This window comes from Pseudomonas sp. AN-1, assembly GCF_034057115.1.
In the GTDB taxonomy this organism is placed as follows: Bacteria; Pseudomonadota; Gammaproteobacteria; order Pseudomonadales; family Pseudomonadaceae; genus Geopseudomonas.
On record NZ_CP139195.1, the window covers coordinates 1892661 to 1910296 of the forward strand.

The 17636-nt window shown below is 70.7% G+C and carries 14 protein-coding genes; all 14 read right to left on the reverse strand.

Translation table 11 applies throughout. From position 1 onward, the window contains the following. Positions 1-162: 162 nt before the first annotated feature. Positions 163-1365: a c-type cytochrome biogenesis protein CcmI gene (gene ccmI / locus SK095_RS08665; protein WP_320548588.1), complete on the reverse strand. Its 1203-nt coding sequence runs from the start codon at positions 1363-1365 to the stop codon at positions 163-165. After that, a complete protein-coding gene (locus tag SK095_RS08670; RefSeq protein ID WP_320548589.1) occupies positions 1362-1853 on the reverse strand; it encodes a cytochrome c-type biogenesis protein in 492 nt (163 codons plus the stop codon). Before SK095_RS08670 ends, ccmI begins: the two co-directional genes overlap by 4 nt. Further along, entirely contained in the window at positions 1853-2383 is a 531-nt protein-coding gene (locus tag SK095_RS08675; RefSeq protein WP_320548590.1) for a DsbE family thiol:disulfide interchange protein, read from the reverse strand. Before SK095_RS08675 ends, SK095_RS08670 begins: the two co-directional genes overlap by 1 nt. After that, the gene (locus SK095_RS08680; RefSeq protein WP_320548591.1) at positions 2380-4353 is read right to left on the reverse strand and encodes a heme lyase CcmF/NrfE family subunit; all 1974 of its coding nucleotides are present in this window, start codon (positions 4351-4353) and stop codon (positions 2380-2382) included. Before SK095_RS08680 ends, SK095_RS08675 begins: the two co-directional genes overlap by 4 nt. Beyond that, complete coding sequence (ccmE, locus tag SK095_RS08685; RefSeq protein WP_136487975.1) at positions 4350-4829, reverse strand: cytochrome c maturation protein CcmE; 480 nt, start codon at positions 4827-4829, stop codon at positions 4350-4352. The genes SK095_RS08680 and ccmE overlap by 4 nt, the downstream gene beginning before the upstream one ends. Next, positions 4826-5002, reverse strand: coding sequence for a heme exporter protein CcmD (gene ccmD, locus SK095_RS08690; RefSeq protein WP_090347346.1), 177 nt, complete (start codon positions 5000-5002; stop codon positions 4826-4828). The genes ccmE and ccmD overlap by 4 nt, the downstream gene beginning before the upstream one ends. Beyond that, positions 4999-5742, reverse strand: coding sequence for a heme ABC transporter permease (locus tag SK095_RS08695; protein ID WP_201487212.1), 744 nt, complete (start codon positions 5740-5742; stop codon positions 4999-5001). Before SK095_RS08695 ends, ccmD begins: the two co-directional genes overlap by 4 nt. Before the next feature lie 17 nt (positions 5743-5759). Next, on the reverse strand, positions 5760-6431 hold the full coding sequence (gene ccmB, locus SK095_RS08700) for a heme exporter protein CcmB (RefSeq protein WP_320548592.1): 672 nt from the start codon (positions 6429-6431) through the stop codon (positions 5760-5762). Continuing rightward, positions 6424-7017: a cytochrome c biogenesis heme-transporting ATPase CcmA gene (gene ccmA / locus SK095_RS08705; RefSeq protein ID WP_372239852.1), complete on the reverse strand. Its 594-nt coding sequence runs from the start codon at positions 7015-7017 to the stop codon at positions 6424-6426. The genes ccmB and ccmA overlap by 8 nt, the downstream gene beginning before the upstream one ends. A gap of 218 nt (positions 7018-7235) precedes the next feature. Next, positions 7236-8102: a P-loop NTPase gene (locus SK095_RS08710; RefSeq protein ID WP_236574771.1), complete on the reverse strand. Its 867-nt coding sequence runs from the start codon at positions 8100-8102 to the stop codon at positions 7236-7238. Then, a complete protein-coding gene (locus SK095_RS08715) occupies positions 8099-9553 on the reverse strand; it encodes a sigma-54 dependent transcriptional regulator (protein ID WP_320548593.1) in 1455 nt (484 codons plus the stop codon). Before SK095_RS08715 ends, SK095_RS08710 begins: the two co-directional genes overlap by 4 nt. Before the next feature lie 154 nt (positions 9554-9707). Next, positions 9708-11132, reverse strand: coding sequence for an MFS transporter (locus SK095_RS08720; RefSeq protein WP_320548594.1), 1425 nt, complete (start codon positions 11130-11132; stop codon positions 9708-9710). An 81-nt stretch (positions 11133-11213) separates the two neighbouring features. Then, positions 11214-12557, reverse strand: coding sequence for a glutamine synthetase family protein (locus SK095_RS08725; RefSeq protein WP_136487969.1), 1344 nt, complete (start codon positions 12555-12557; stop codon positions 11214-11216). Between the two features lie 101 nt (positions 12558-12658). Then, complete coding sequence (locus tag SK095_RS08730) at positions 12659-17518, reverse strand: NAD-glutamate dehydrogenase (protein ID WP_320548595.1); 4860 nt, start codon at positions 17516-17518, stop codon at positions 12659-12661. Positions 17519-17636: the final 118 nt, after the last annotated feature.

The following is a 17636-nucleotide window of genomic DNA, read 5'->3' on the forward strand; positions in this document are numbered from 1 at the left end:
GGCAGGCGCGGGCCTGCTCGGACATTGGTCGACGCCCGGCGCGACAGTCGCAGCCGGGTCATCCTTCAGACAACGGGTCCGACCACTGGTTGCAGTGCCGCGAGCCGGCCAGGACGGCCGCAGGGAGCCTGGCCGCTCCACCGAGGGGAGCGGCCGTGGCGGTCAGGGCTGCTCCGCCTTGTCGATCACCAGCGCCTGCTCGCCCGCCTCGGCAGTCTTCAGCACGCCGCTCTGGCCGATCCACTCGCCCTGCATCGGGCTGCCGGCACGGGAGATGCGCGCCACCAGCTGGATCTCGGCGAAGTTGGACAGCTTGAGCTGCGGCATCATCGCATCGGCATCGGAGAGGCTGACTTCCACCGGCAGGTCGGAGACCTTCAGGCGCTTGGCGGCCAGCGGCATCGGCGGACCGGAGGCGGCACGGGCGAAGACGAACAGCGTATCGTCCGGCTGCACCTTGCCGGCCAGTTCCGGGGCCAGGCTGACCCGGACCTTGAGTTCCACCGCGGCCGGCGCGACCGGTGCCTCGGGCACCTTCTCGCCGCGGGCGACCAGTTGCTCGCGGGCACGCTCGATGCCGCCCTCGATGGCCTGGCGCGACGGATCGTTCGGCTCCAGCACCGCCACCAGACGCTGCCAGTAGCCCATGGCGTCGCCATAGCGCTGCTCCTCGAAGGCGGCGATGCCGAGCAGGCCGAGGGTGGTGACCTCCTGCGGATCGAGCCTGAGCGCCTCCTCGCCGAGGCTGCGCACCTGCTCGGTGAACTTCTGCCCCTCGGCGAAGTACAGCGCCTGCGCCCACTGGCCGAGCAGCTCCGGCTGGCGGCCGGCCAGTTCGGCGGCGCGGGCGAAGGCCGGGGCGGCGTCCCCGGGACGCTGCTGGGCCATGTAGCTGCGACCGAGGAAGTACCAGGCCTCGGCCTGGTCCGGCTGCAGGCGCACGGTTTCCTCGAGGCGCGCGATCACCTCGTCCATGTTCTTCGGCGCCACGGCCAGCTGTTCGCGCAGCTTCAGCGCATCGCTGGCGCCCCAGTGCAGGTACAGGGCGAGGCCGGCGACCGGCACCAGCACGGCCAGCGTCAGCGGCAGCCAGCGGCCCAGCGGGCGACGCGCCGCCTCGGCCTGCTCGGCGTCGTCCAGCAGCTCGCGGGCGGCCTCGCTGCGCCCGGCCTCCAGCTGGGCGGCATCCAGGCTGCCGGCGGCATGCTGGGCGTCCAGCTCGGCGATGCGCTCCTGATACAGGGCGACGTTGAGGGCGGTGCGGTCTTCCTCGGCCTGGGCGCGGCGGCCGCGCAGCAGCGGAATCAGCAGGAAGGCGAGCGCTGCCAGCAGCAGCACCGCGGCAGCAAGCCAGAAAGCGGTCATTGGTCAGCCTTGCTCTTGTCGGAAGCGTTCTTCAGCAGTTGGTCGAGGCGCGTGCGCTCCTCGGCGGAGAGGTCGGCGCCCTGGCCGAATGCCGCGGGACGGCGGCGACGCAGGACGATCAGCGCCAGCACGCCGAGACCGCCGCCGAGCAGCAGCCACGGGCCGTACCAGAGCAGCCAGGTACGCGCATCGACCGGCGGGTTGTAGCGCACGAAGTCGCCGTAGCGGGCCACCAGGAAGTCGACGATCTCCTGGTTGCTCTTGCCTTCGCCGAGCATGCGGTGGATCTCGCGGCGCAGGTCCATGGCGATCGGCGCGTCGGAGTCGGCGATGTTCTGGTTCTGGCACTTCGGGCAGCGCAGCTCCTCGGTGAGGGTGCGGTAGCGCTCGCGCGCCGCCTCGTCCTTGAACTCGTAGGTGTCGATGGCCGCCTGGGCGCCCAGCGACAGGGTCAGGCCCAGCAGGGCTGCGGAGAGCAGTCGTTTCATCAGCGCGCGTCCACCAGTTGCTGGTACAGCGGAGCCAGCTGTTCGCGCCAGACGCGCTCGTCGATGGCGCCGACGTACTTGTGACGGATGATGCCGTCCTTGTCGATCAGGAAGGTTTCCGGCGCGCCGTAGACCCCGAGGTTGATGCCCAGGCTGCCCTGCGGGTCCTCGACGTTGAGGCGGTAGGGGTTGCCCAGATCGTTGAGCCACTTGCGCGCCGCCTCGCCGTTGTCCTTGTAGTTGACGCCGTAGACCACCACGCCCTGCCCGGCCAACTGGTTGAGCATCGCGTGCTCGGCGCGGCAGGTCGGGCACCAGGTCGCCCAGACGTTGACCAGCGCCGGCCCCTTGAGGTCGCCGGAGCTGACGGTGCGCGTCGGGTCTTCCAGCGACGGCAGGGCGAAGCCGGGCAGCGGCTTGCCGATCATGGTCGTGCCGATGTCGCGCGGATCGAGGAACAGGCCCTTGTAGAGGAAACCGGCCAGCACCAGGAAACCGAGCAGCGGCAGCAGCAGGATTGCCCGTTTCATGCTTGCACTCCAGTCATGCCCAGCGCCTCGCGGGCCCTGGTGGTCACCTTGACCCGGTAGCGACGGTCGAGCGCGGCGAGCAGGCCGCCGCAGGCCATCAGCAGGCCGCCCAGCCAGATCCAGCGCACGAACGGCTTGACGTGCAGGCGCACGGCCCAGGCGCCGTTCTCCAGCGGCTCGCCGAGGGCGACGTAGAGGTCGCGGGTGAAGCCCGGATCGATGCCGGCCTCGGTCATCGGCATGCCGCGCACCTGGTAGATACGCTTCTCCGGATGCAGCACGGCGATCTCCTCGCCATCCTCCAGCACGCGCACGGTGCCGCGATCGGAGGTGAAATTGGGGCCTTCGTGGTGACGGGTACCGTCGAAGGCGAAGCGGTAGCCACCGACTTCCACCGACTCGCCGGGCGCCATGCGCAGGTCACGCTCGACGTTGTACTGGCTGGACAGCACGATGCCGAGGGCGGTCACCGCGATGCCGAAGTGCGCCAGCTGCATGCCCCAGTAGCTGCGCGACAGGCCGGCGATGCCCTTGACCAGCCCCTTGTGGCGGGTCTTGTCGAGCAGGTCGCGCAGCCCGGCGAGCACCACCCAGGCGGCCAGCAGGCAGGCGGCCAGCACCGCCCAGTGGAAGTCGCCGAGCAGGAAGGCGGCAGCGACGCCCAGCACGCCGCTGGCGACCAGTACCGGCAGCAGCATGCCGCCCAGCCAGCCCAGCGGGGTGTCCTTCCAGCGCACCAGCACGCCGACGCCCAGGGCGACCATGAGGATGGCCATCAGCGGCAGGAACAGCGCGTTGAAGTACGGCGGGCCGACCGACAGCTTGGCGCCGGACAGGGCGTCGAGCACCAGCGGATAGAGGGTGCCGAGCAGGATCATGGCGCAGGTCACCACCAGGATCAGGTTGTTGGCCAGCAGCAGGGTCTCGCGCGACCACAGGCCGAAGCCGATGACGCTCTTGACCACCGGCGCGCGCAGGGCGAACAGGGTCAGCGAGCTGCCGACCACGAACAGCAGGAAGATCAGGATGAAGGTGCCGCGCTCGGGATCGGCGGCGAAGGCGTGCACCGAGGTCAGCACGCCGGAGCGCACCAGGAAGGTACCGAGCAGGCTCAGCGAGAAGGCGGCGATGGCCAGCAGCACCGTCCAGCTCTTGAACACGCCGCGCTTCTCGGTCACCGCCAGCGAGTGCAGCAGCGCGGTGCCGACCAGCCAGGGCATGAACGAGGCATTCTCCACCGGGTCCCAGAACCACCAGCCGCCCCAGCCCAGCTCGTAGTAGGCCCACCAGGAGCCGAGCACGATGCCGATGCTGAGGAAGGCCCAGGCGACTATGGTCCACGGCCGCGACCAGCGCGCCCAGGCGGCGTCGAGGCGGCCGCCGAGCAGGGCGGCGATGGCGAAGGCGAACACCACAGAGAATCCGACGTAGCCCATGTACAGCATCGGCGGGTGGACGATCAGGCCGAAGTCCTGCAGCAGCGGGTTGAGGTCGCCGCCGTCGCGCGGCGCGTTGGGCAGCAGGCGCGCGAAGGGGTTGGAGGTGACGATCAGGAACAGCAGGAAGCCGACGCTGATCATCCCCATCACGCCGAGCACGCGGGCCAGCATCACCTCCGGCAGCTGGCGGGAGAACACCGACACGGCGAAGGTCCAGCTGGCGAGGATCAGCGCCCACAGCAGCAGCGAGCCCTCGTGGGCGCCCCACACCGCGCTGAACTTGTAGAACCAGGGCAGCGCGCTGTTGGAGTTGCTGGCCACGTAGGCCACCGAGAAGTCGTCGACCAGGAACGCCTGAGTCAGGCACAGGAAGGAGAACAGCAGGAAGGCGAACTGGCCCCAGGCCGCCGGGCGGGCCAGGCTCATCCACTGCGCATCGCCGCGCCAGGCGCCGATCATCGGCAGGGTCGCCTGCACCGCGGCCAGGCACAGGGCGAGGATCATGGCCAGATGGCCGAGCTCGGGAATCATTGCTTGCCCTCCGCGCTACCCATGGCCGCCGGCGGCATGCCGGCCGGCAGCTTGCCGCTGTCCTTGAGCGCCTTGGTCACCTCGGGCGGCATGTAGTTTTCGTCGTGCTTGGCCAGCACCTCGTCGGCGACCAGCACGCCGCTCGCGTTGAGGCGGCCGAGGGCGACTATGCCCTGCCCCTCGCGGAACAGGTCGGGAAGGATGCCGCGGTACTGGATGGTCACGTCCTTGGCATAGTCGGTGACCACGAACTGCACGTCCAGCGAGTCGGCCGAGCGGCTCACCGAGCCCTCCTTGACCATGCCGCCGGCGCGGATGCGGGTGTCCTGCGGCGCCTCGCCGGCGGCGATCTGCGTCGGCGTGTAGAACAGGTTGATGTTCTGCTGCAGGGCGCTGAGCGCCAGGCCGACGGCCACGCCGACGCCGGCGAGGATGCCGAGGATGATGAACAGGCGCTTCTTGCGGACAGGATTCATTGCTTGCTCTCCCGGCGCAGACGGCGCGCCTCGTCTTGCAGGTAACGGCGGCGCGCCAGGATCGGCAGCGCGACGTTGAGGGCCAGGACCGCCAGGCTGATGCCATAGGAAGTCCACACGTACAGGCCATGCTTGCCCATGGCGAGGAAATCGGCGAAGGACTCGAAACTCACAGGCTGCGCTCCACTTCGGCTTTGACCCAACTGGCCCGCGACTCGCGCTTGAGCACCTCGAGGCGCATGCGCAGCAGCAGGCTGACGGCGAAGAAGCAGTAGAAGCCGATGACCATGATCAGCAGCGGCACCCACATCTCCGGCGGCATCGCCGGCTTCTCGGTGATCTTGAAGGTCGCCGGCTGGTGCAGGGTGTTCCACCACTCCACCGAGTACTTGATGATCGGGATGTTGATCACGCCGACGATGGCCAGCACGGCGCAGGCCTTGGCCGCACTGTCGCGGTTGCTGATCGACTGGCCGAGGGCGATCACCCCGAAGTAGAGGAACAGCAGGATCAGCATCGAGGTCAGGCGCGCGTCCCACACCCACCAGGCGCCCCAGGTCGGCTTGCCCCACACCGCGCCGGTGACCAGGGCGATGAAGGTCATCCAGGCGCCGAGCGGCGCGGCGCACTGCAGGGCAACGTCGGCCAGCTTCATCTTCCACACCAGGCCGACCACCCCGGCCACCGCCAGCATGATGTAGCAGGACTGGGCGAGGATCGCCGCCGGCACGTGGATGTAGATGATCCGGAAGCTGTTGCCCTGCTGGTAGTCCGGCGGCGCGAAGGCCAGCCCCCACACGGTGCCGACGGCGAGCAGCAGCGCCGCGGCCACGCTCAGCCAGGGCAGCCAGCGGCCGCTGATCTCGTAGAACCATTTGGGCGAGCCAAGCTTGTGAAACCACGTCCAGTTCATCGAAGGATGCTCACTTCTTATTCGCCGACACTGATGTTCAGGCCGGCGGCGATGGCGAAGGGGGTCAGGGTCACCGCCAGGGCGGTGAGGCTGGCCAGCCACAGCAGGTGGCCGGCCGACGGCAGGCCCTGCAGGGCCGACTGCAGGGCGCCGCTGCCGAGGATCAGCACCGGGATGTACAGCGGCAGGATCAGCAGCGCCAGCAGCAGGCCGCCGCGCTTGAGCCCCACGGTCAGCGCCGCGCCGACCGCGCCGAGCAGGCTGAGGATCGGCGTGCCGAGCAGCAGGGAGAGCAGCAGCACCGGCAGGCAGCGCGCCGGCAGGCCGAGCATCAGCGCCAGCAGCGGCGCCAGCAGGACCAGCGCCAGGCCGGAAAACAGCCAGTGTGCCAGCACCTTGGCCAGCACCAGAAGGGGCAGCGGGTGCGGCGAAAGGACCCACTGTTCCAGCGAGCCGTCCTCGAAGTCGCTGCGGAACAGGCCGTCCAGCGACAGCAGCACGGCGAGCAGCGCGGCGACCCACACCAGGCCGGGCGACAGGGTTTCCAGCAGCTTGCTCTCCGGGCCGACGGCCAGCGGGAACAGCGCCACCACGATGCCGAAGAACACCAGCGGATTGAGCAGCTCGGCCGGACGGCGGCACAACAGGCGCGCCTCGCGGGTGAACAGCTGGGTGAACACGTTACTCATCGGCGACGCTTCCTGCGCGGGCGAGGTCCAGCTCGCGGTAGCCGGCCGGCTTGCGGGTCAGGCTGTGGTGGGTGGTCAGCACCACCATGCCGCCCTGCTCGCAGTGGCGGGCCAGATGCTCCTCGAGCTGGGCCACGGCGTGCTTGTCGAGGGCGGTGAAGGGCTCGTCGAGGACCCACAGCGGCGGCGGATCGAGGTACAGGCGGGCCAGGGCGACGCGGCGCTGCTGGCCGGCGGACAGGGTATGGCAGGGCACGTCCTCGAAGCCGCGCAGGCCGACCGCGTGCAGCGCCTGCCAGATGGCGTCGCGGGTTTCCATGGTGTGCAGGGCGCACAGCCAGGCGAGGTTCTCCTCGGGGCTGAGCAGGCCCTTGATGCCGGCGGCATGGCCGATCCACAGCAGGTTGCGGGTCAGCTCACCGCGCTGTTCGCTCAGCGGCTTGCCGGCCAGGCGGATCTCGCCCTCGGTCGGCTGCATCAGCCCGGCCAGCAGGCGCAGCAGGCTGGTCTTGCCGCTGCCGTTGGGGCCGGAAATCTGCAGCATCTCGCCGGGATGCAGGGCGAAGTCGAGCCGCTCGAACAGCATGCGCAGGTCCCGCTCGCAGGCGAGCGCAACGGCTTCGAGGAAGGGACTGGTCACTGCATGGCTACCCGTCGGCAGAGCGATCGAAAACGTCGGCCGGGACTAGTCCCGGCCAGGTCGGGCGGCATTATACATATGCCCCCGAAGGGCCGTGGATCGTATTTTCGACAGCTTATGACCGGCTTAAGGAGGAGATGCGACCGGCTGTCGCAGCCCCGACTTCAAGGCCGGGGCTGACGCCCCTGCCCCTGCGCCGCGACCAGCCGCTCGACGAAGAACTCCAGATGGCCGCGCGGATTGGCCGGCAACGGCCAGCCGTCGATCTTTTCCGCCAGCGCCGTGTAGGCCTGGGCGGCACGGCTGCGCGGGAACACCTCGAGCAGCGGACGCTGGCGCTGCACCGCCCGGCGCAGCGAGTCGTCGAAGGGAATGGCGCCGACATAGTCGAGCGACACCCCGCCCAGCGGCTCGGTAAGACGCAGCAGCTGCTGGTGCAGGGCCGGCCCTTCCTGGGCGGCGAAGGTCATGCTGGCCAGCAGGCGGAAACGGTTCATGCCGTGCTCGCGGTTCAGCCGGGTGATCAGCGCCAGGACATCGGCACGGGCGGCCGGCTCATCGTTGACCACCAGCAGCGCCTCGCTGGCGGCATGCAGCAGGGTGGTCACGCCGCGGCCGATGCCCGGCGCACAGTCGACCAGCAGCACGTCCGGCGCGCGCGGCAGCTCGCTGAAGGCGCGGATCAACCCGCCCAGCTGCAGGGCGTCCGGCTCGCGGGGTTCGCCCGGCGAGCCGGCGATCAGCTGGATGCCGCCCGGTCCGCCGACCAGCGCATCGGCCAGGCGGCAGCGCCCGGCCAGCACGTCGGCGAGGGTGCGCGGCGGGTTCAGGGCCAGGGCCGCATCGACGTTGGGCAGGGCGAAGCTGGCGTCGAGCAGCAGCACCCGCCGGCCGCGGGCGGCCAGCGCCCAGGCCAGATTGATCGCCGCCTGGGTCTTGCCGACGCCGCCCTTGCCGCTGGCGACCGCGATCACCTGTACCGGCGCGACGGCGCTCGGCTGCGCGCGCAGCGACGCGATGTGCGGGCTCACAGCTCGCCCCCTTCCTCGTCGTCGCGCCGGCCCATGCCGTACTTGCGCATCTTCTCCACCAGGGTGGTGCGGCGCACGCGCAGGCGCTCGGCGGCGCGCGCCACCACCCCGCCAGCATCGTCCAGCGCCTGCTGGATCAGCGAGCGCTCCAGGCTGTTGAGATAGTCCTTGAGGTCCAGGCCACCGATCGGCAGCAGCGCCGGGGCGTCGATGCCCGGCAGGGCGCCGCCCGGCTCGCGCTGCGGGCCCTCCTCGGCCTGACCTTCCTCGCCGTCGAGGTGGCGGAACTTCTTCGGCAGCTCGGCGACGCCGATCACCCCGTAGGGATGCATGATCGCCAGGCGCTCGACCAGGTTGGCCAGCTCGCGCACGTTGCCGCGCCAGTCGTGGCGGCACAGCGACATCAGCGCCGCCGAGCTGAAGCGGATCGAGCCGCGCTTCTCGTGCTCCATGCGCGCGATCAGTTCGTTGATCAGCAGCGGGATGTCCTCGACCCGCTCGCGCAGCGGCGGCAGCTCGATGGAGAACTGGTTGAGCCGGTAGTAGAGATCGTCGCGCAGCCGCCCCTCGGCCACCCGCTGCTCGAGGTCGTGCCGGGTGGCGGCGATCACCCGCACGTCGACCGGCCGCGCCAGGTCGCTGCCCGTGCGCTTGAAGCTGCCCTCCTGCAGCACGCGCAGCAGGCGCACCTGCAGCTCGGCCGGCAGGTCGGCGATCTCGTCGATGTACAGGGTGCCGCCGGCGGCCAGTTCCAGGCGACCCTGGCGGCTGCCGATGGCGCCGGGCAGCGCGCCGGCCTCGCAGCCGAACAGCTCGCTTTCCAGCAGCTCCGGATCGATGGCCGTGCAGCTGATCGGCACGAAGGGAAACTCGCGACGGCTGGAATGGTAGTGCAGGTTGCGCGCCACCACTTCCTTGCCGCTGCCGGGCTCGCCGAGCAGCAGCACGCCGACCTCGGTGCCGGCGACCTGCTGCATCTGCTGGCGTACCTGCTGGATCGCCCGGCTGGTGCCGACCAGGCTGCGGAACAGGTTGGACTCGCGCTGCTGACCGCGCTCGCGGGCGGCGTCGAAGGCCTGCTGGTAGACCTGGGCGCGGTGCAGGGCGTCGAGCAGCTGGTTGTAGCTCGGCGGCATGTCGAGACGCGCCAGCACGCGGCGGCGCATCTCCTCCGGCCAGTCGGCGCAGCTCTGCTCGCCGAACAGCAGCAGCGGCAGGTTATCCACCCGGGCGCCGAGCTGCTTGAGCAGGCGCGGAGCGCCGCCCTTGCTGTCGATCTGACCGAGCAGCACGCAGGACAGACGCACATCCGGCTGCGCTTCGAGCTGGACGGCCCAGTCGCTGCTGGTGCAAGCGCTGCAGGGCTCGCAGAGGAAGTCGAAGATCACCGCCAGATCATGGCGGCGTTGGGGGAGGTCGTCGATCAGCAGGATTCGGGATTCACGCCACATGATTGCTCGGCTGGGGAGGCAGAAAGAGGCCACGGGGACGAAAACGAAGCACCCCGCCGGTGCTGGCACCGGAAAATTGCACGCAGTAAAGCCAAAAGACTGACGTCAGTCAATTTTATGTGGCGTTTTCCCATCACCCCGAGACTGCGAGCCGCTAGCTAGCCGCCTCGCGCTGCGTCGATATTCCGTCATCCCCCTTGCCCGCCGACTCCCCGGTGGCGGCATCCCCGGCGGCCGTATCCACGTCGGTCGTATCCACGGCGGCTGTATCCACAGCGGCTGCATCCTCCTGCTCCGGCGGGCTGCCGGCGCCGGCGGCCCCGCCCTGCATCTGCTCCTGCACCACCGCCTCGTCGACGCGCGGGTCGAGCGCCACCGACAGCGGCGAGCCGGCCATCGCTACCGGCACGGCGACGTGCTGGATCGGCGCCTCCTCGACACGGTGCAGGCCATGCACATCCTGCGGTCGCACCCGCCAGACCAGCACCAGCGCGCAGGCGCCGATGAACAGGTAGAGCAGCCGGGGCACGCCACGACTCATCAGCTCGCCGGCGATCAGCGGGCCGAGGCAGGCGCCGACACCGAACACCAGCAGCAGCATGGCCGACAGGGCGACGCGGCGCTCCTGCTCGACGTGATCGTTGGACAGCGCCACCGCCAGCGGATAGAGGGCGAACAGCAGCAGGCTGACCACGAAGCCCACCGCCAGCATCAGCGCCAGCGGCGGACGCGGCAGCAGGCCCAGCGGCAGCACGCTGAGCGCCAGGGCGACGGCGATCAGACGGATCAGCAGGCTGCGGTCGAAGCGGTCGGACAGGCGGCCGAGCGGCGCCTGCACCACCAGCCCGGCGAGCACGCAGGTGGTCATGAACAGGCCGACCTCGCGGGTTTCCAGGCCCTGCGCGCCGGCGTAGACCGGTCCCAGGCCGTAGAAGGCGCCGATCGCCAGGCCGGCCATGGCCACCGTGGTCATCGACTGCGGCACCCGCTTGAGGAAGAAGCGCGGCTCCAGCGGCGCCGGCTTGAGCGGCGCCGGGTGGATGCGCCGGGTGGTGGCCACCGGCACCAGGCACAGCGAGAAGCACAGCGCCACCAGCAGCAGCGGCTCGAGGCCCAGCGCCGGGCGCACCACCAGCACCAGCTGACCGAGCACCAGGCCGAGGTAGCTGGCGGTCATGTACATGGAGAACACCCGGCCGCGCTTGCGCGGTTCGGCCTGCTCGTTGAGCCAGCTTTCCACCACCATGAACTGGGTCATCATGCCCAGGCCGATCAGGAAGCGCAGCGGCAGCCAGGCGGCCAGCCAGGGCAGCAGGCCATGGGCGATCACCGCGGCGCTGACCATGCCGCCGGCCGCCACATAGGCGCGCACATGGCCCACCCGGCTGATCATCAGGTGACCGAACTTGCCGCCCAGCACCAGGCCGGCATAGTGCGCCGCCATCAGCCAGCCGGCCTGGCCGGCGGCGCCCTCGGCGGCCATGCGCAGGGCCAGGTAGGTGGTCAGCAGGCCCGAGCCGAGCAGCATCAGCAGGGTCGCGGTGAACAGCGAGGGGAAGGCGAAAATCGAGCGGGGCATGCATCCTCCGGGGGTTGGCCGGCGCGCCGGCGGGCGGCGGGCGGGATCGGCAGCAGCGCCGCCCTGCCCCGCCGCCGGGGTTCACAACTGCGGCGCCAGCACGCGGCGCTCCCAGGGCGTGATCTCGGCGAGGAAATCGGCCAGCTCCAGGGTCTTGCTGGCCAGGTAGCCGTCGATGAACTCGTCGCCGAACAGTTCGCGGGCCAGGCCGCTGCGCTGCAGGCGGTGCAGCGCCTCGTTCATGCTGGTGGGCAGGCGCAGCGCATCGGGCACCTGGAACTCGCCGCGCGCCGGCAGCGACGGCTGCAGGCCGCGCAGCAGGCCATAGAGGCCGGCGCCGAGGCTGGCGGCCAGCGCCAGGTAGGGGTTGGCGTCGGCGCCCGGCAGGCGGTTCTCCACCCGCCGCGCCTCCGGGCCGCTGGCCGGGATGCGCAGGCCGGCGGCGCGGTTGTCGTAGGCCCAGCAGGCGTTGTTCGGCGAGGCGTAGGGGTGCGCCAGGCGGTGGTAGGAGTTGACGTTGGGCGCCAGCAGCAGGGTCAGTTCGGCCAGCCCCGCCTGCAGACCGCCGATGAACTGGGCGAAGGCCGCGGTCGGCTCGCCGGCGGCATCGCTGAACAGGTTGCGCCCGCGCTCGTCGACCAGGCTCTGGTGGATGTGCATCGAGCTGCCCGGCACGCCGCCCAGCGGCTTGGCCATGCACACCACGATCAGCCCGTGGCGGAGCGCCACCTCGCGCAGCAGGTGCTTGAACAGGAAGGTCTGGTCGGCGATCCGCAAAGCGTCGCCGTGGGGGAAGTTGATCTCGAACTGGCTGACGCCCATCTCGTGCATGAAAGTGTCGCGCGGCAGGCCGAGCGCCGCCATGCAGCGGTAGACCTCGGCGAAGAACGGCCGCAGGCCGTTGCTGGAGGCGACGCTGAACGCCGAGGCGCCGACCTCGCGGCGTCCGTCCAGGCCCACCGGCGGCAGGAACGGCTCGCGCGGATCGGGGTTGGGAGCGAAGACGAAGAATTCCAGCTCGGTGGCCACCACCGGGGTGATGCCCAGCGCCGCGTACTCGGCGAGGATCCGCCGCAGCAGGCCGCGGGTGGACAGCCCGCAGGGCCGGCCGTCGACCTCCAGCGCGTCGCAGATCGCCAGCGCGCGCGGCGTGTCGCTCCACGGCAGGATGTGCACCTGCTGCGGGTCGGCGCGCAGCGCCAGGTCGCCGTCGTCGCCGCCGTAGAAGCTGGCCGGCGGATAGCCACCCATCAGGCACTGCAGCAGCACGCCACGGGCCAGCTGCAGGCGCCGCCCGGAGAGGAAGCCCTCGGCGGTCATCACCTTGCCGCGCGGGATGCCGTTGAGGTCCGGCGTCACGCACTCGATTTCCTCGACCGCCGCCAGACGCTCGGCGAACTGCAGCAACTCTTCCGGACTCTTCATCGTTTCCCTCCCTGACGCCTCGACACCGATGCCCTGTGCATCACCACCCTCATCCGTGCAGAATCTCTCACTGCCCGTGCACAATTTCAACCACTCTCGCCCTACGGGATACCTACCCCCGCCTGGGCGCTCTGCGCCAGGTCCTGCAGCTCGCGGTTGGCCACCGCGTACACCGCGTAGTCGCTGCCACTGGCGGCGCGCAGCTCGGCCAGCAGGTGGCGCCAGCGCCCCACCAGCGGCTGGTGGTGGGCCAGCCACAGGGTCAGGCGGTTGTCGATCTCCACCGGCCCCTCGGCCATCTGCAGCACGGCGATGGTGATCGCCCGCTGCTGCCAGTCGAGGTCGTCGCGCAGCGACTCGCGGGCCAGCGCCTGCCAGTTGTTCTCCACCGGCAGGGCGTTGAGCTGCTGCAGGTACCAGCCCAGCTCCAGCTCGGCGCCCACCGCGAAGTAGCAGGCGGCCACCCGCATCGGCGGCTGGCCGGTGACGTCGGCGGCCTCGATGATCGGCAGCAGGGTGTACAGGTCGCCGCAGCTGGCCAGCCGGCGCGCCAGTCCGGCCGGCACCCCGGCGCCTTCCAGTTCCTCGCGGCGCGCCAGCCAGGCGGCGCGCGCCGGCCCCTCGAGCAGTTCCTCGAGGTTGTCGATCAGCACCTTCACGCAGGGCGCGAAGTGCTCGACGGCGCGCGCCATGTCCAGCTCGCTGCGCCGGTTGCGCAGCAGCCAGCGGGTGGCGCGGCGGCCCAGGCGCATCAGCTCCTCCATCAGCGCCAGCTGCAGCTCGGCGTCGACCTGATGGTCGAGCGCCTCGATCTGCTGCCACCAGTGCGGCAGGTCGAACAGGTCGCGCACCACCACCCAGCCGCCGGCGATGTGCGCCGCCGACAGGCCGGTGGACTCGTTGAGGCGCTGCACGAAGGTCACCCCCATGTGGTCGACCAGGTCGTTGGCGATGCGCGTGCTGATGATCTCGCGGCGCAGGCGGTGGTGCTCCAGGGCCTGCGGGAAGCGCGCCAGCAGCTGCGGCGGGAAGGCGTGGTCGAGCTCCTCGCGCAGGTAGGGATCGTCCACCAGCGGCGAGTGCAGCAGCGCCTCCTTGAGGTCGAACTTGCTGTAGGACAGCAGCAGCGCCAGCTCCGGGCGGGTCAGCGCCTGGCCTTGGGCGACCCGCGCGTTGAGTTCGTCGTCGCCGGGCAGGAACTCCAGGGCCCGGTCCAGGCGGCCGCGGCTCTCCAGGTCGAGCATCAGCCGGCGGAACTCGCCGAGGCGCCCGCGCGCGTGGCGCTGGGCCAGCGACAGCGCCTGCACCTGGCGGTAGCTGATGCCCAGCACCAGGCCGGCCACCGCCTCGGTCATCTCGCGCAGCAGCTCGTTGCGCTGCTTGAGGGTCAGATCGCCCGCGCGCACCACCTCGCCGAGGAGGATCTTGATGTTGACCTCGTGGTCCGAGCAGGTCACTCCGCCGGCGTTGTCGATGAAATCGGTGTTGCAGGCGCCGCCGCGCAGGCAGTACTCGACCCGCCCCAGCTGGGTCATGCCGAGATTGCCGCCCTCGCCCACCACCTGGCAGCGCAGCTCGCGACCGTCGACGCGCAGGGCGTCGTTGGCCTTGTCGCCGACGTCCATGTGGCTCTCGTGGCTGGACTTGACGTAGGTGCCGATGCCGCCGTTCCACAGCAGGTCGACCGGCGCGCGCAGCAGCGCGCTGATCAGCTCGTTGGGCGGGAGCTGCTCGGCGTCGATCGCCAGGCGCGCGCGCACCTCGGGGCTGATGGCGATGCTCTTGGCGCTGCGCGGGAACACCCCGCCGCCGGGCGAGATCAGCGCCGCGTCGTAGTCGGCCCAGCTCGAGCGCGGCAGGGCGAACAGACGCTGGCGCTCGGCGAAGCTCGCCGCCGGATCGGGATTCGGGTCGAGGAAGATGTGCTGGTGGTTGAAGGCGCCGATCAGCAGCAGCTGCTCCGAACGCAGCAGGCCGTTGCCGAACACGTCGCCGGCCATGTCGCCGATGCCGACCACGGTGATCGGATCGCGCTGCACGTCGATGCCGCGCTCGCGGAAGTGGCGCTGCACGCCGACCCAGGCGCCGCGCGCGGTGATGCCCATGCCCTTGTGGTCGTAGCCGGCCGAGCCGCCGGAGGCGAAGGCGTCGCCCAGCCAGAAGCCGTAGTCGGCGGACAGCGCGTTGGCGATGTCGGAGAAGGTCGCGGTGCCCTTGTCGGCGGCCACCACCAGGTAGGGATCGTCCTCGTCGTGGCGCACCACCCCCGGTGGCGGCACCACGGCGCCCTCCACCAGGTTGTCGGTCAGGTCGAGCAGGCCGCTGACGAAGATGCGGTAGCAGGCGATCGCCTCGGCCTGGATCTCGTCGCGCGTGCCGCCGAGCGGCAGGCGCCGCGGCACGAAGCCGCCCTTGGCGCCGACCGGCACGATCACCGCGTTCTTCACCTGCTGCGCCTTGACCAGGCCGAGCACCTCGGTGCGGTAGTCCTCCTCGCGGTCCGACCAGCGCAGGCCGCCGCGCGCCACCTTGCCGCCGCGCAGGTGCACGCCCTCGACCCTGGGCGAGTAGACGAAGATCTCGTAGCGCGGCACCGGCCGCGGCATCTCGCTGATCAGGTGCGGGTCGAGCTTGAAGCTCAGGTAGTCCTTGGCCGCGCCGTCCGCGCCGCTCTGGTAGAAGTTGCTGCGCAGGGTGGCGCGGATCAGCTCCAGGTAGCGGCGCAGGATGCGGTCCTCGTTGAGCACCTGGACCTGCTCCAGCGCGCCGAGGATGGCCTGCTCGAGGCGCTGCTGCTTGTCCGCCAGCTCCTCGACCGGCAGCTTGCGCGCCAGGTAGAAGCGGGTCTTGAACAGGCGGATCAGCTCGCGGGCGATGTCGGCGTGGTTGCTCAGGGTGGCGGCGATGTAGCCGAGGTCGAAGCCCAGGCGGATCTGCTTGAGGTAGCGGCCATAGGCGCGCAGCACCGCCACCTCGCGCCAGGGCAGCCCGGCGCCGAGCACCAGGCGGTTGAAGCCGTCGTTCTCGGCGTCGCCCTGGACGATGTGGATGAAGGCGTCCTGGAGGATGTCGTTGAGCTGCACCAGGTCGACGTCGATGCCCTCGGCGTAGGTGAAGTTGTAGTCGTGGATCCAGAACTGGCTGCCGTCGTGGCGGCGCAGGCGGAAGGGGAACTCGCCGAGCACGCGCAGGCCGAGGTTCTCGAGGATCGGCAGCATGTCCGACAGCGCCAGTGGCGTCTCGGCGTGGTAGATCTTGCAGTGCAGGTTGCGGCCGCGCTCCAGCGGCGCCTGGTAGAACCTCAGCACCAGCGGCCGCTCGCGCGACAGTTCGAGCAGGTGGCGCAGGTCGACCACCGCCTCGTGCGGCTCGAAGCGCTCGCGGTAGCCGGCCGGGAAGCCGCCGGCGGCCAGCAGGTCGGTGGCGCGCGCCTCGCCGAGGCTCTCCACCAAGAGGCTGGCGAACTCCTCCTGCCAGCCGCGGCAGGCCTGGATCACCTCCTGCTCCAGCACGCGCGCCTCGATGGCCGCCGGGCGCTGCGGGTCGACGCGCAGGATGAACTGCACGCGCGCCAGCACCGACTCGGAGAACCAGGTCCAGAACTCGCAGTCGCTGGCGCCCAGCCGCTCGCGCAGCACCCGCTCGATGCGCTGGAGGATCTCGCTGGAGTAGATGTCGCGCGGCACGTAGACCAGGCAGTAGCAGAAGTGGCCGTAGGGGTCGCGGCGCAGGAACACGCGCAGGCGCTTGCGCTCCTGGATCTGCACGATCGCCACCGCGGTGGCGGTCAGCTCCTCCACCGGGGTCTGGAACAGGTCGTCGCGCGGCAGCACCTCGAGCACCTGGGCCAGGCTCTTGCCCAGGTGAGCGCCGGGGGCGAAGCCGGCGCGGCGGATCACCTCGGCCACCTTCTGCCGCACGCAGGGGATGTGGCGCATGCTCTCGACGTACACCGGCGAGGTGTACAGGCCGATGAAGCGGCACTCGCGCAGCACCTGGCCGTCCGGGCTGAACTGGCGCAGCGACACGTAGTCCGGGTAGGCCGCGCGGTGCACCCGCGCCGGCTGGTCGGCCTTGGCGAACGACAGCAGGCAGGGCGCGCGCAGCCAGGCCATGGCCTGCGCCGACACCCAGCGCTGCGCCGCCGGCAGGCCCGGGCGCAGGCGCCGCGACAGGCCGAGCAGCGAATCCTCGGCGTAGACCAGCAGGCCGCTGCCGTCGGCCTGCGCCTCGACGGTGAACTCCTCGTAGCCGAGGAAGGTGAAGTGGTTGTCCAGCAGCCAGTCGAGGAACGCGGCCACCTCGGCGCAGTCCTCGACGTGCGCGGCCAGGCAGGCCGGCTCGAGATTGTCCAGCAGGGCGCGCACGCGCGCCTGCATGGGCGCGAAGTCGCCCACCGCCAGGCGCACGTCGCCGAGCACCTCGTGCAGCGCCTTGGCCAGCATGTGCTGCTCGCCGGCGTTGGCGCAGCGGTCGATCTCCAGGCACAGCAGCGCCTCGCGGCGCACCTCCGGCCCTTCGGCGCCGGCCTCCAGCAGCTCGAGCAGCTCGCCGTCGGCGCCGCGGCGCAGGCTCAGCACGCAGTTCTGCAGGCTGTGCACCGCGTGGCCGCGGCGGCGCAGCTCCATGTGCAGCGAGTCGACCAGGAACGGCATGTCGGCATGCAGCATCTGCAGCACGGTGTGCGGCGACTGCCAGCCGTGGCGTTCGTAGTCGGGGCTGAACAGCACCACCTGCGGCTCGCCCGGGTCGAAGCGCTCGAGCAGGCGCCAGGCCGACAGGCAGGCGCCGGCCAGGTCGGCCAGGCGCCGCTCGGCCAGCTCGTCGAGGGCCACGCTGGCGAAGAACTGGCGGGCGAACAGGTCCACCTGGCCGAGCCCGCGCTCCTCGACCTGGCGCGCCAGCACCTCGTGCAACTGGCGATGGAAATCGTCCCGGTCCACTGCACTGAACAAACCCATGACTGTTCTCCGCTGGCCGCCACCGGCCGCTGCCTTCTGACACGTTAGCAGGGCTGCCGGCGCCGGCACACCCGTTCGGCCGGCGACCGCGCGGCGTTGGTCGAGGCGGGGGCAGATG